Genomic DNA, 13,741 nt, shown 5'->3' with positions numbered 1-13,741 from the left:
GCGTACCGGCCGCCTGTATTTCTGAAGGATCTTCCGCCGGATCACCGGATCACCCGCAGGACCGTCCCCGGACGTCCCGGGCGGACCGGGTCGTGTCCGGCGGCGGCACGATCGACGTTCATGGTTCATCGAGGAGGCACGGTGGCGGGCGAGTCCCCCGACAAGTCGGAGCAGCGGAAGTCGTCGGGGGCGACGACCCCGGGTGAGCGTGACCCTCGGCTCGCCATGTCGGCCGCCCGTGTGGACCAGCCGACGGCGGTCTTCACCCTGCCGCCCGAGCCGGTCTCCGGCGAAGAGGCCGACGCAGCCGAGGCCGACGCAGCCGAGGCCGACGCGACCGAGGCCGATGCGACCGAGGACGCCGGAAACGCCGAAGACGCAGTGCGGGGCGCGGGTGACAACGACCGCGCGGACGAGGCGGTTGACGCCACGGACGACGGTGTGGACGACGGCGATGTCGTTCACGACGCGGACAAGACGGTTGACGCGGCCGACGCCGACGGCGCGGATGACGCGAGTGACGGGGAGCGCGAGGACGACACAGGCGCCGACAACGACGCCGACAGCAATGACGACGCCACCGCCGACGACGCGGCTCGGGTGGTCGACGCGGAGGCGGAGGCCGTGGAGGCCGGGCGCCGTGCTCTCGCCGCCGGGTCGGACCATCCGACGTCGGAGGTGACCGCGGTCGTCCCGGAACCGCGCCTGAGCGCCCCTGAGGCGCCCCCGCGCGCTCCGGATGCGCCCCCGGCCCCCGAGGGCGCTTCCGGGGCCCCTGAGGCCGTCGAGAGCGCCCGGAGCGCCGCTCCTGCGGCCACCGAGGGTCGTGACGACACCGATTCCGCCGAGGACGCCCCCGAGAGCGACACCGAAAAGGGCGCGGAGGGCGGCAAGTCCGGCACCGCGACGGGTGCGATAGCGGGCGGCGACACGACGGACGCCACCGACGCCACCCATGACGAAGACGCTGAGGACGCCGAGGACGCCGAGGACGCCGAGCCCGAGGCCGCCGTCGAGAGCGATCACGACAGCAAGTCCGGCGAAGACGACGGCGACAACGGCGACAACGACGCCGATGACGACGAAGCCGATAACGCCGATAACACGAACAATAAGGACGCCGACGCCGAGGCCGAAGAGAGCGAGGGCAAGGACGAGGAGTCCGGGCCCGGCGCCGGTGCGAAGGGCGGGGCCGCCCCCCGTACCGACGAGAAGCTGGACACTCCGACCGGCGTCTTCACCCCGCAGGCCAAGCGGACCGGGGCCGTCCCCGCGCCCGCCGTGGACAGCCCGACGACGGCCCTGAAGCTGCCGCCCGCGCCGCGCCGCGAGCCCGATTCGGCCCCGGCCGAGGAGAAGAAGGGCAAGAGCGAGGGCGACGGGGACAAGAGCGCCGAGGGCGGCAAGAAGGCCAGCACCTTCGTACCGCTGCGGAGCGCCGACCCGGAGCCCGAGGCCCCCGCCGCAGCCGCGACCGCAGCGCCGAAGACTCCGGCGCCGAAGAGCCCTGCGCCGAAAACCCCGGCGGCGGCCCCCGCGAAGGCCCCGGCGGAGCCGCCCGCCGGGCTTGCCGCACCCGCCGCGCTGGTCGACGCCGAGCGGACCCGGCAGCAGCCCGTACCGCCGCTGCCGCCGATGGACCTGCTCGCCGAGCTGACGAACACGCCGCCCACCCCGATGCGGACGGTGGCCCGCCGGTTCAAGATCTGGACCCCGGTGGTGGTGCTGCTCGCCCTGATCGGAGCGGTGGCCCAGATACTCCGCCCGCTCCCGGCCCCGGCGCTCGAACTCTCGGCCAAGCCCACCTTCACCTTCAAGGGCGCCAAGCTCACCCTGCCCTTCCCGACCGACGGCCAGGGCGCCGTCGCCGTCGAGGGCGTCGGCACGATCGGGACGTACGGCCCGCAGGGCGTCGCCCCGACCGCGAGCGTCGCCAAGGCCATGACGGCGTACGTCATCCTCCGCGACCGGCCGCTCAAGGAGGGCGAGGACGGTCCGAGGATCACCATCGACGCCCAGGCGGCCCGGGAGTCCGGCAACTGGGAGGACGAGTCCGTCGCGAAGGTCTCCGAGGGCCAGAAGTACACCCTGAAGCAGCTCCTCCAGCTGACGATGATCAAGTCGGGCAACAACACCGCCCGGCTGCTCGCCCGCTGGAACGCGGGTTCCGAGGCCGCGTTCGTCAAGAAGATGAACGACGCCGCGAAGCAGCTCGGGATGCGCGACACCGTCTACACCGACCCCAGCGGCTTCAAGAAGACCACCGTCTCCACCCCCGCCGACCAGCTCAAGCTGGCCGAGGCCGTGATGAACAACAAGGTGCTGCGGGAGATCACCAACACCACGAACGTGGACATCCCCGGCAGTGAGTCCATTCGCAACGGCAACGACCGGGCGCTGCTGCTCGACGGCGTCGACGGCATCAAGACGGGCTCCTCCACCCCGGCGGGCGGCAATCTGCTCTGGTCGTTCGTGAAGGAGATCGACGGTACGTACTACCGGATCAACGGTGTCGCGATGAACGCCCGCGACGGTGACTCGCCGTACCAGAAGACCCAGAAGGCGATCGACTACAGCATCAAGATGATCGAGTCGACCCGGGAGGGGATGGTCGGGGCCACGGTCGTCAAGAAGGGGCAGGCCGTCGGCTATCTCGACAACGGTCTCGGCGGCCGGGTGCCGGTGGTCGCGACCCGCGATCTGAAGGCGATCGGCTGGGGCGGTCTGGAGATCAAGCTGGATCTCTCGATGCGCAAGGGCGAGCTGCCGCGCTCCGGGAACGCGGGCGATGTGATCGGCGAGCTGTCGGTTCTGTCGGGCCCGGCGAAGGAGACCGTCCCGGTCGCGCTCCGGGAGAACCTGGCCGAGCCCGGGTTCGGCGACAAGCTGACCCGGCTGGGCTGATCCGACGGGCCGCCCGGGCTGATCCGGCGGGCCGACCCGGCTCGGCCGCGGGCCGGCCCGTCCGGGCCCGCGACGGCGCGAGCGGAGGAGTGGGGGCGTCCCGGTTTCCGGGGCGCCCCCGCGTCGGCTTCCCCGGGCCCGGGATCGGTACGTACCATCTGACGTCGCCCGGGACCCGGGGCCGGGACGCCCCGGGGCAACCCCGGTCGCCCCGTCCGGCGTCCTTGATGGGAGCCGACCCGTCTCGGGTAACGTCGGTACACCGACCTCAGCGGCATCTGCCGTACCGCCGTCACCGGCGCCGTCGGGCCCGGCGACACCGCACCACCGGGATCCGCCCGAGCACCGCACCGAAGAAACCGACCGCACCGACACCGCCGACCAGCGACAGACGGGGAGAGCCGCAGTGACCACCGCAGAGCCGGTCAGGACGGACGGCGTCGGCCCCGGTGCGAAACCCCGAATACGGTCGTCGGCGACGGACGGCACCGGCTCCCCGGACCCCGACGGCTTCCCCGGCTCCCCGGACCCCCGCCCCGGCCGGTTCCGGAGCGCGACCGCCGACGTCTGGGACCGGCTCACCCGCCGTCCGGTGATCGTCACCACCGTGGTCGCCGCCATAGGGCATCTGATCTGGTTCTTCTTCTTCGCCAACACGGGCGGTGACCTGGCCGCCCAGGACGCCTGGGCCGAGTTCGTCGGCCGGCACCCCGAGTCCGCGTACAACCTGGCCTGGTACGGCGGGATGCACCCGGTCTCGTACAGCGTCGTCTCGCCCTATCTGATGTCCCTGATCGGCGTCCGGTCAACGATGATCGTCGCCGGTACGGTCTCCGCCGCGCTCACGGCGCTCGTCCTGGTCCGGGTCCGAGCCGTCCGCAATCCGCTGCCGTGCGCGCTGGCCGCCGTCTTCGCCTTCCTCTGCAACGCGCTCTCCGGCCGGGTCACCTTCGGCCTCGGCATGATGTTCGCGATCGGCGCCGTGGCCGCCGTCTTCTGCTGGCCGTACCGCTGGCGCACCAAGCGCTGGGCGAAGGCCGCCGTCGCCGCGCCGCTGGCCGGACTGGCCACCGCGTCCAGCCCGGTCGCCGGACTCTTCCTCGGCGTCGTCGCCGCCGCCCTCTTCCTCAACAAGCGGCGGCCGGGCGCCTTCGCCATCGGGCTGCCGCCGGTCGCCGTCGTCGGCCTGTCGTCCTGGCTCTTCCCGTTCTCCGGCACCCAGCCGATGTCGCTGGGCACGGTCTCGCTGCCGTTCATCTTCTCGGTCCTGGTCTACGTCCTGGTCCCGAAGGAGTGGCGCACGGTCCGGACCGCGTCCGTGGTCTACGGCCTGGGGACGATACTGACCTGGTTCATCGACTCGCAGATCGGCTCGAACGTCACCCGGCTCGCGATGCTCTTCGCGGGGGTGACCCTGCTGGCCGCCCTGCCGTACGCGGTCCCCCGCTCGCGCCGCTGGTACGCGCTGCTGGTCGCCTTCGCCGGGCTCAACTTCTGGATCGGCTTCAAGGGGGTTGACGACGTCGTCAGGACCGCGCCCACCGCCTCCTGGAACTTCGAGCTGGCGCCCCTTGTGGACAAGCTGGACGACCTCGACGCCGAACGGGGCCGGGTGGAGGTCGTGCCCGCCCGCAGCCACCGCGAGGCGTCGGCGCTCGCGCCGTACGTCAATCTGGCCCGCGGCTGGAACCGCCAGGCCGACATGGAGCGCAACCCCCTCTTCTACGACGAGGAGAAGACCCTCACCGCCGCCGACTACCGCGCCTGGCTCGACCGGATGGCCGTGCACTACGTGGTGCTGCCCGAGGGCAGGCCCGATGTCGGCGCCGAGCAGGAGAAGGAGCTGGTCGAGGGCGGCCTGCCGTATCTGAAGCGGGTCTGGGGCGACTCCAACTGGCAGATCTTCGCCGTGAACGACCCCGTACCGCTCGCCGCCGCCCCGGCGAAGGTGGAGCACGCGGGCGCCAACCAGCTCCGGATCACCGTCGAACAGCCCGGCCGGGTACTGATCCGGGTCCCCTACTCGCCCTGGCTCAGCCTCGTGGACGAGAAGGGGAAGCGGGTCAAGGGCCCGCAGGAGACCCAGGAGTCCAAGGACCGCGAGGACGGCGAACCGAAGACGTTCGACAACCCCAACGGCTGTCTGATCAAGATCGAGGAGAACCTCGACGGCGACGAGTGGACCGAGCTGGTCGCCCCCGAGGCGGGCACCTACCGGCTCGCGGGCCGCTACTCGCTGCCGCGCGGTACGCCCTGCCCGGACGAACTGCGGTAGTGCCGTACCGGGCGTCGTGGGCCGGTGCGCCTTTCCCGGTACAGCGCTAGCCGTGAAGCGGCCGGGGCCGTGGCGGTGGCCGGACCGATGAGTTCCGGCGCCGTACGCGGTCAGGACCCGTAGGGCGCGGACGCGCCCGGCGGGAACATCAGGAGGCCCACCCATGACAGCCACCAACGGCAACATCACCGGACTCGGTGTCGTCCTCGGCGGTACGGACCCCGAGCGGCTCATCGCGTGGTACCGGGCCGCGCTGGAGCCGCTGGGTGCCCGCTGGGAAGAGCATCTGCTCGTCGTCGGACCGGGGGCGATCATCGGATTCGACCGCCGCGACGACGTCGCAGACCGGGCCGCGGAACCCGGCAGGCAGCTGATCAACATCACGGTCCGCGATATCCGCGCCGCCGAGAAGCACCTCGATACCCTGGGCGTGACCTGGGTACGGCCGGTCGAGGAGGCCGGCGGCGGCTGGCTGTTCTCGACCATCACCGACCCGGACGGCAACTACCTCCAGATCCTCCAGGGCCCCGGGACGCCCTGAGCCGGATCGGTGGCGGCCGGGGGGCGTGCGCCGGAGGTGACGGGGATCGGTGTATGAGGAATCCGACCGCGTTCTGTGAAGACCCTCACGCGGGAGTGCGCCCGTACTGCATAGTGTCCGCCATGCAGCTCAGGGCGAAGGGCCGTCACCGTGCGGGGGACGGCATATGGCTGGACGACGACACCCCGCTCTCCCCACTCTCCCGGGTCGGCCGGGGACTGCTCGGAACGGGAGTGGCGCTCGCCCTCACCGCGGGCGTGACGACCACGGTACTGCTCGCCGTCGACGACGGTGAGAGCAGCCGCGAGACCGACCGGATCGCGGGCTCGACCGATCTCGATCTGAGCGACCCCGCCGGGCCGGACGGGGCCGAGGAGACCCCGCCCGCCACCGGCCCCTCACCCACCCCGGAGGCATCGCGGGGCGGCGCCCCCGATCCGGCGCGTACGACCCCGGGCGCACGCCGGGTGGCGGCCCCGGCGGCGGTCCCCGCGGGGCATACGGACACCACCCGCGCGCCCCGCCCGGCCGCCGAGGCCCCGCGGACCCAGCCGCCGCCGCGCACCGAACGCCCCACACGGCCCGGCCCGTCCGCCGAACGCCCCTGGGAGCGGATCCCCGGCAAGGGCAAACACGCCAAGCCGGGCTGGGACGACGGCCGCTGGCAGTGGGACGGCGACCGGGATCACGACGACGACGGCGGCGATGACGACGACGAGGCCGGGGACGGCGACGACTGACCCCGCACGGCGGCGCGGCGGTTCGGCAACGCGGTGCCAATGACTCACCCGGCCGGGCGAACCAGCAGGTCATCCGGGGACCGGGCGGGCACAGGCGGCCAACAATCCCTGCCATGACCGAACCCATGAGCCGACGCCGCCTGCTCGGCGCCACCGCCGCGGCCGGAGCCGCCGCCCTCCTCGCCGCCGGAACCGCGGCGGCGGCCACGACCGCCGCCGCCCGGGCCACCGGGCCCGCCGCCCGCCGCGCCCCGGCCCCCGACGGCGTCTATGCCATCGGCAGGCCCGAGGAAGAACTCCTCACCCTGCTGGAGCCCCGCGACAGCGTCGTCGTACTGCACCCCGTCGGGCAGCCCGGCGACCAGGAATGGCAGCTCCGAACGCTCGCCAACGGCAATGTCACCCTCCGGAACCTCCGGCGGAACACCTATGCCGGATACGAGGGAGACCCCCGCCGGGGCCGCTTCGTCGTCGGCACGGACCGGCCCGTCGAATGGTCCCTGCGGCAGAGCGCCGAGCCGTACACCTTCCATGTGGTGGTGCCGGGCGGGCCCGTCGACGGCGCCGAGCTGGCGCTCGACCTGAGCCCGCTGCTGATCTACCCGCCGCGTACGGCGCTGGCCGAACTGCGGCCGTACGACGTACGGCAGGCATGGCGCTTCCACTTCCACGAGTAGGCCGCCCGGAACCCGGCGAAAGGGGGCGGGGCCCGGCGGTCGATGCCGGGCCCCGCCCCCTTCTCCGCCCCTCCGCCCGCCCCGGGCCTGCGCTCACCGCCAGCCCCTGAGCGTGATGTCGGGCCCCTGGTTGAGATGCCGGTCCAGGGCGCTGGCGGTGGTCGGCACGAAATCGTCCGGCAACTCGTCCGTCCCCGCCCACAGCACCTCCGCGTGCTTGTGGGGTTCCCGGTTGCGGAGTTCGCCGGACCATTCGGTGGTGGTGAAGACGACGGTCAGATAGCCGTTGGGGGCCGCCGCACCCCAGGCGCCGTGGACGATGTGCGCCACGGCCAGCGACTCGGGCCGTACGGTCAGCCCCGCCTCCTCGTGCAGTTCGCGTACGGCGGTCTCCGTGATCGGCTCCCCGGGCTCGCTCTTGCCGCCCGGCAGATCCCACATCCCGGGGGCGAACTTGGCGTCCCGGCCGCGCTGGAGCAGGACGATCCGATTGGTGGCCTGGTCGTGGACGATGACGGCGGCGACCAGCACGGTCATGGACGCGAGGGCGGGTGCGAGCGTTTCGGGCTGGTCGGCGGTCTTCGGCTGAGCCACGGTGCCTCTTCCCTTCGTCGGCGATACGGCCCGGACGGCTCCCTGCGCCCCGCCCGGCCCGTTCTGTGCTCCCTCTGCCCCAGAGTTTGCTCCCCGGGCCGGGGCATATGCGTGGAGCGGGGGTTACGTCCGGGGCGCCCGGGTGCGCGAGGCACCGGCGATGCGCCAGGGGGTTTGACCTCAAGCCGAGTCGAGGTTCTACCGTGGCCGGTGATCACGCACGGCAAAACGGGAGGGTGGGGCGATGACGGACTCACGGGACGACGCCGAACTGCTGCGACAGCCGATCGGCTACTGGACCTGGGCCGTGGGCAAGACCGTACTGGCGTACGCGCGGGCCCGGCTGGCGGCGATCGGGGTCACCCAGCCCCAGTGGTGGGTGCTCAACCATGTGGTGGGGTCCGGCGACGGCGTCACCCGGGACGAACTCCTCGCCGCCAACCAGGACAATCTCGATGTCGGGGCCGGGCTCGCCCCGGAGATCGACGTACTGCTGGAGCGGAAGCTCCTCGTCCGGGGCGATGACGACCGGCTCCGGATCACCGACGAGGGCCGCGAACTGCGCGACCGGGCGGCCGGGATCCAGCGGGCCAACCGCGAGAAGGTCACCGAGGGGATCACCGAGGAGGAGTATCTGACCACGGTGAAGGTCCTCCGGCGGATGACCCGCAACGTGGGCGCGGACGTCCCGGACGTCTGACGGGTCCGGGGGGTACGGTGCCGGACCCGGCACCGTACCCCCGTACCTCAGTACGTGAAGGCCACCCCGTGCGTGGCCGCGATACCGCCCGAGGCATGACCGGCGTGGACGTTGACCGGATTGCCGCCGGTGTTCCGCACCTTCAGCGCCAGCCGCACCTCGGAGCAACCGCCGAGCCCGGCCCGGGTCAGATAGAGGGTGTTGGGCGAGGTCTGGTGGTGCTTGGCGTTCGAGATGTGCCACTTCTGCGCGGCGGACGAGACCGGCGCGCCGCAGGTCGTGCCGTCCGGATTCCGGGGTTGCGCCTCGACCCAGGTCTCCACCCGGGAGCCGTCGACACCGGGAATCCCGCCGCCGCAGATCGACGAGCCGGGCACACAGGTCGAGAGCGCCACGTCCTGCACCACGGCGATCCGGTCGGCGCCGGCCGGGGTGAACGTATAGCCCAGGGTCGTCGCGGTCGCCCCCGGCTGGACCACGACGGACGACGCCGCGGGCAGCGTCCAGCGGGCGGTCGCCGGGTACTGCGCCCTGGCCAGTTCGGCGCCCGCCGCCACCCGCATCGTCACCTGGCGGCCACCGGTGATGATGCTGGAGTAGCCGACCACGGAGATCCGGCAGGCGTACCGGCCGTCGGCCGGGGCCGAGAACAGCCAGCGGACCGAGGGCGCGTACGACGTCTCGTCCGGCGGGACGAGGTTCGCCGCCCAGTAGGCCCCGGTTTCCGTACCGGCGGGCAGGGCGGTCCCGTCGGCGAGGCGGCAGTTCACCGCGAAGGTGTTGCCGATGTTCTCACCCTGTACCAGCGGGGTGAGGTTTCCGGCCCTGAGGCCGCGCGACCACAGATACGAGGTCTCGCCCGCCCGGGCGTCGAACTCGATCCGCGTCCCGGGTATCTCCTTGTACTCCGCGGCGTGCCGGGTCACCTGATAGTCGAATACCGGCGAACCGGCGGACACCTGCGATCCGGCCGACGCCGTGGGCGCGGTGGACGTCTGCGCTCCGGCGGAAGCCTGTGCTCCGGCGGACGCCGGGGTGCCGGACCAGACGGCCGAGGCCGACAGGACGACGGCCGCCGTGACGGCCGTGAGGAAACGCCTCATTTATTTTCGCCTCTCGGTGGGGTTCGATGCGCTGGAAGTCGTGCAGGAACGACACGTTCGGTCAGCGAGTTCCATCGGATTCAAGGGGGCGCGGGTGTGGTTCTGGACGTCGACCGACGGCATGGCGGCGGAGGACCGGGCGGACCGGTGCCGTACGGCGGCGGCCCGTACGGCCGTCCCGTACGACCTGAGGATCGGGGCATCCGCCGATTTCGAGGCCGGGGCCGGGCTGCTGGAACTGGGCGGGATCGAGGTGGCCCGCCTCCACTACTCCCGGCTGACCGCCTCGGCCCGGCGGCCCGCCCGGCTGATCCGGGAGAGCGATCCGGAGTGCTATGTCCTGGTGATGGTGGCGAAGGGCGCGGTACGGATCTCGGTCCCGGGCACCGACACCCTGGTCGAGGCGGGCGGAGCCGTACTCCTCGACACCTCCCACCCCCACCGGGCCGATACCGCCGCCCCGGACGGAACGCTCCGGCTGCTGGGCATCCCGCGACCGCTGCTCGCCCTCCCGGCCGACCGGCTCGACGCCACGCTCGGCCAGGGGCTCCCCGCCCGGGACGGCATCGGCGCCGTACTCGGTCAATTCCTCCGCTCGCTCGAAGCACACGCCGACGGCTGCGCCCCCGACGACCCGCCCCGGCTGGCGCGGACCGTCCTCGACCTGGCCACCGGGCTGCTGGCCCACCGGATCGACGCCGGGGACACGCTGACCGCCGAGACCCATGAGGAGATCCTCCGTAGACGGATCGACACCTTCATCGACCGGAATCTGGGCGATCCGGCCCTCACACCCGGCACCATCGCCGCGCATCACCACATCGCCCTCCGCTCCCTCCATCTCCTCTTCCGGTCCGGTGACGAGACCGTGGCGGCGACGATCCGCCGCCGACGGCTGGAGCGCTGCCGCCGTGATCTGACCCGGCCGGAGCTACGGCACCGGTCCATCGCGGCCATCGCGGGCAGCTGGGGCTTCGCCAGCGGGGACGTCTTCGGCCGTTCGTTCCGGACCGCCTACGGCGTCACTCCCCGCGAATTCCGGCATACACACTCCTCCGAGCCGCTGTGCGCGCATCGTCGGACGGGCGTGCGCGCAACGTCGAATTCGGCGGTCCGGGCCCGGGTAGCTTCGATCACGGAACGAAGGGAACCGAGGAATTCCGTGGTAGGTCGCCGGAATTCGATAAACGGTCATTCGTTCGGTCATTCGACAGTGCAGTGTTCCGGCACCAAGAAGGAGGAGACCTGAATGAATATGCGTCGTAAGGCGGCTGTTTTCGTCTCGGCACTGGCCATGGCGGTCGGCAGCGGGGTTCTGACCGCGGCACCGGCGACCGCCGACGTGCCGTGCAGCTCCAACAACCTCTGCCTCTACAAGAGCACCCAGTTCCGGGAGCCCGGACTCACCACGGGCAGTGTCGCCGACTGTCACTGGCTGAAGGACTTCCAGCTCACCTATCCGTCCAACGGCATCATGTCCTACCGGAACAATCTGCCGGTCAAGGCGACGCTCTGGTACTACTACGGCTCCACCTGGACCAACTCCGCCAACTGGAGCGGGCCGCACGCCACGATCGCTCCGGGAGGCTCCTCCGGTGACACCACCGGCGGGAACCCGGCGTTCCACGTCTCGGACAAGGTCTGCACCGGCGACGCCAAGCCCTGGCAGACCTGATCCACCTGTTGGCCGATATGCGCGAGCCGGGCTCCTCGGAGCCCGGCTCGGGTACGAAAGCGACTGCCTATTGCTTCAGTTGAAGGGCAGCGCGTCCTTCTCGGAGGTGTGCCAATTGGTGACGACCGGATTGTCGACCAGGATCTTGCCCACATTCAGCTCGGCCGGGTTCGGGTCCTCGTTGCCGATGGCGACGATGATGCTGGTCAGTTCCTTGCCGTAATTGTCGGAGGTGGTCTTGGGGCTCACCCCGGCATAGGCCCTGGCGTTGCCGCTGAGGGTGATCGGCTTGCCGGGGGAGTGCTGGACGGGCTTCGCCTCTGTGCCGTCGGAGCCGAAGGCCACGGTCGGCAGCTCGCCCGGCAGGGTGCAGGTGATACCCGGCTTCGCCTTGGCCACGACCAGGATGTAACCGCCGCCCTGCGTACGGTTCTTGGTGGACCAGGACAGGTCGTTCGCGCCGCAGACCTGGCCGACCGGGACCCGGGAGCCGTCGCCCGCGTCGGCGCCGGAGCCCATGCCGTCCTTGCCCGTGCCGCCCGTACCGCCCTTGCCCGTCCCCGAACCCGTACCCGTGCCGGTGGTGCCGTCCTTCGCGCCCGAGTCCTTGCCCGTGCCTGCCTCCTGGGCGCCGCCCGTGCCGGTGGACTCGGTGGACGCCTTGCGCGCCGGAGAGGTGGCCGCGGCGTTCTCGGCCTTGTCGCCGCCCTTCGCCTGGGGCTCCGATCCCTGACAGGCCGTCAGCAGCAGTGCGCCGCTCATGAGGACGGCGGAGGCGAAGATGGTCTTGCGACGGTGGCCGGTCATGGGATCCCCCTGGTGTGTCGGTGGTCGAAGCGCCGGGGCGGCTGGGGCACCTCTGCGCTGGTTCGATCACTATGAGGGCGCCTTGAGCGGCGGGGATGCGCGCGTCCTCGTTCCCGGACGACGCCGTCACAGCCCGGTGACATGATCACGAGGCGGATACCGGGGTGTTCCCCCGGCCGTGGCGGCCGGGGGAAACCCCCTGCTCGAAGCGGTGCGGGTCAGCGTCGCGGATCGAGCAGATAGCGGTCGATCAGGCCCTTCGGGTCCCCGGGGATGCCCGTGGTGTAGAGCCAGTGGCCCACCACGTCGAAGGTCTTCAGGGTGGCCCGGGGGAAGGAGTGCGCCATCCGGCGGGCGCCCGGCAGGGGTGTGGCCAGGTCATGGGTGGCGTTGACCACCAGGATGGGGGGCGGGGTGCCGGTGGCGCGGGCCGGTACGGGCTTCGGCGGCAGCGGGGACCCCTGGCAGGCCAGGACGAAGCTCAGCGACTGGGATTCGTAACGGACGTACGGTGCCGCCTTCGCGACCCGGTCCCGGATCGCCCGGTACTCCGCGAAGTCCCTGATCCGGTAGTCCTCGTCCCGGCAGAGCACCAGCCGGAGCGCCGTCTCGTGGGCGCCGCCGCCGAGCCAGTGGACCTCACCGGTGCCGGAGTGCAGGGCGGCCAACTGCTGGGCCACGGAAGCGGGATCGGCGCCGAGTACGTCGCCGAGGAAGTCGGAGAGCCGGTCGGGGGAGACCTTCTTCGCCGTGGGGCCGTTCGGGCCGGGTTCGCGGAGGGTGCCCGCGTCGGCGCGGGCGAACAGCTCCTCCGCGACCGTGGTGACCTTCTTGTTCTTGATCGCGCAGGTCGCCGCGTTCATGGCGCACCAGGACGAGACCCGCTTCAGTGTGTTGTTCAGCGTCACGGCGGCGTCGGTGAGATACCGCTCGGGCCCCGGCTGCCCGGGGTCCATCGCGCTGTCGAGGGCCAGGGCGCGCAGCCGGTCGGGGAAGATCCGGGCGTAGCGCTCACCGATCAGGGTGCCGTACGAGTGCCCCAGGAAGCTGATCTTCCGTTCGCCCAGGGCGGCCCGGATCGCGTCCATGTCGCGGGCCGTCGCCTCGGCGTCCATGTTCTTCGCCAGCGGGCCCGTACGCCGGACGCAGTCGGCGACGAACCGGGCGTTGGCGGTACGTACCCGCTCGAACTCGGTCGCGGTGGCGGGCCGGGCGGGGGCCCCGGCGAGCGGTGTCTCGTCGCACTCGACACCCCGGCTGCGGGCGATACCGCGTGGATCGAAGGCCACGATGTCGAACCGGGCGCGCATCTCGGGGGTGTAACCCTGGTACGGATCGGTGGGGTTGAGCGCGTCGTCGGCGCCGGGCGCCCCGGGGCCGCCCGGGTTGGACATCAGGACGCCGATCCGCCGCTTCGGGTCGGTGGCCTTGTGGCGGGCGACGAAGAGACCCGTCTTCGGGCCGTTCGGGTTCGCCCAGTCGGCCGGGACCTCGATCGTCGCGCACTCGGACGCCGGGTCGGGATAGGGCGGATCGACATGGGGGCACGGCCCCCACTGGACGCGCTGGGCGGTCGTACCGCGCGGTTCGGGCGCGGCGGTCGCCGCCCCGGGCGCGGCGAGGGTCGCGGAGGCGGCGAGGGCCAGCAGGGCGGCGGTTCCCCGTCGTCTCCGGGCAGAGTCGGTGGTCATGAGCGTCACTGTCGTCCGCCCGCATGGTGGCGCC

At 72.0% G+C, this 13,741-nt stretch carries 12 protein-coding genes; 8 read left to right on the top strand and 4 right to left on the bottom strand.

Annotated elements, in window-relative coordinates:
* Positions 1–120: 120 nt before the first annotated feature.
* The 5 genes from AB0G74_RS03990 to AB0G74_RS03970 all read left to right on the top strand — a co-directional run bounded on the left by AB0G74_RS03990 (position 121) and on the right by AB0G74_RS03970 (position 7,137).
* Positions 121–2,904, top strand: a complete 2,784-nt coding sequence (locus AB0G74_RS03990; protein ID WP_361140327.1) for a serine hydrolase — start codon at positions 121–123, stop codon at positions 2,902–2,904.
* 592 nt (positions 2,905–3,496) lie between these two features.
* Entirely contained in the window at positions 3,497–5,179 is a 1,683-nt protein-coding gene (locus tag AB0G74_RS03985; protein WP_361140456.1) for an MFS transporter, read from the top strand.
* Positions 5,180–5,342: 163 nt separating this feature from the next.
* Positions 5,343–5,720 (top strand): VOC family protein, encoded by a 378-nt coding sequence (locus tag AB0G74_RS03980; RefSeq protein ID WP_361140324.1) that lies wholly within the window; start codon positions 5,343–5,345, stop codon positions 5,718–5,720.
* Positions 5,721–5,842: 122 nt separating this feature from the next.
* The gene (locus AB0G74_RS03975; RefSeq protein ID WP_361140321.1) at positions 5,843–6,460 is read left to right on the top strand and encodes a hypothetical protein; all 618 of its coding nucleotides are present in this window, start codon (positions 5,843–5,845) and stop codon (positions 6,458–6,460) included.
* 113 nt (positions 6,461–6,573) lie between these two features.
* Positions 6,574–7,137: a hypothetical protein gene (locus tag AB0G74_RS03970; protein WP_361140318.1), complete on the top strand. Its 564-nt coding sequence runs from the start codon at positions 6,574–6,576 to the stop codon at positions 7,135–7,137.
* A gap of 93 nt (positions 7,138–7,230) precedes the next feature.
* Here AB0G74_RS03970 and AB0G74_RS03965 read toward each other — a convergent pair whose 3' ends face one another.
* Complete coding sequence (locus AB0G74_RS03965; protein WP_361140315.1) at positions 7,231–7,731, bottom strand: NUDIX domain-containing protein; 501 nt, start codon at positions 7,729–7,731, stop codon at positions 7,231–7,233.
* 244 nt (positions 7,732–7,975) lie between these two features.
* On the opposite strand from AB0G74_RS03965, the gene AB0G74_RS03960 reads away from it, so the two are divergent.
* Positions 7,976–8,431, top strand: coding sequence for a MarR family winged helix-turn-helix transcriptional regulator (locus AB0G74_RS03960; RefSeq protein ID WP_361140313.1), 456 nt, complete (start codon positions 7,976–7,978; stop codon positions 8,429–8,431).
* Between the two features lie 47 nt (positions 8,432–8,478).
* On the opposite strand, the gene AB0G74_RS03955 is transcribed toward AB0G74_RS03960, so the two are convergent.
* Positions 8,479–9,534 (bottom strand): hypothetical protein, encoded by a 1,056-nt coding sequence (locus tag AB0G74_RS03955; RefSeq protein ID WP_361140311.1) that lies wholly within the window; start codon positions 9,532–9,534, stop codon positions 8,479–8,481.
* 94 nt (positions 9,535–9,628) lie between these two features.
* Here AB0G74_RS03955 and AB0G74_RS03950 point away from each other — a divergent pair, with 94 nt between their 5' ends.
* The gene (locus tag AB0G74_RS03950) at positions 9,629–10,783 is read left to right on the top strand and encodes a helix-turn-helix domain-containing protein (protein WP_361140309.1); all 1,155 of its coding nucleotides are present in this window, start codon (positions 9,629–9,631) and stop codon (positions 10,781–10,783) included.
* Positions 10,784–11,209 (top strand): peptidase inhibitor, encoded by a 426-nt coding sequence (locus tag AB0G74_RS03945; RefSeq protein ID WP_361140306.1) that lies wholly within the window; start codon positions 10,784–10,786, stop codon positions 11,207–11,209.
* A gap of 75 nt (positions 11,210–11,284) precedes the next feature.
* On the opposite strand, the gene AB0G74_RS03940 is transcribed toward AB0G74_RS03945, so the two are convergent.
* Both AB0G74_RS03940 and AB0G74_RS03935 read right to left on the bottom strand, forming a co-directional pair.
* Positions 11,285–12,016 (bottom strand): DUF4232 domain-containing protein, encoded by a 732-nt coding sequence (locus AB0G74_RS03940; RefSeq protein WP_361140303.1) that lies wholly within the window; start codon positions 12,014–12,016, stop codon positions 11,285–11,287.
* A 218-nt stretch (positions 12,017–12,234) separates the two neighbouring features.
* Entirely contained in the window at positions 12,235–13,707 is a 1,473-nt protein-coding gene (locus AB0G74_RS03935) for an alpha/beta fold hydrolase (RefSeq protein WP_361140300.1), read from the bottom strand.
* Between the last annotated feature and the right edge of the window lie 34 nt (positions 13,708–13,741).

This window comes from Streptomyces sp. NPDC020875, assembly GCF_040641415.1.
In the GTDB taxonomy this organism is placed as follows: Bacteria; Actinomycetota; Actinomycetes; order Streptomycetales; family Streptomycetaceae; genus Streptomyces.
Note: the sequence above shows the minus strand (reverse complement) of the source record. Positions and strands in the feature narration are given on the sequence as shown.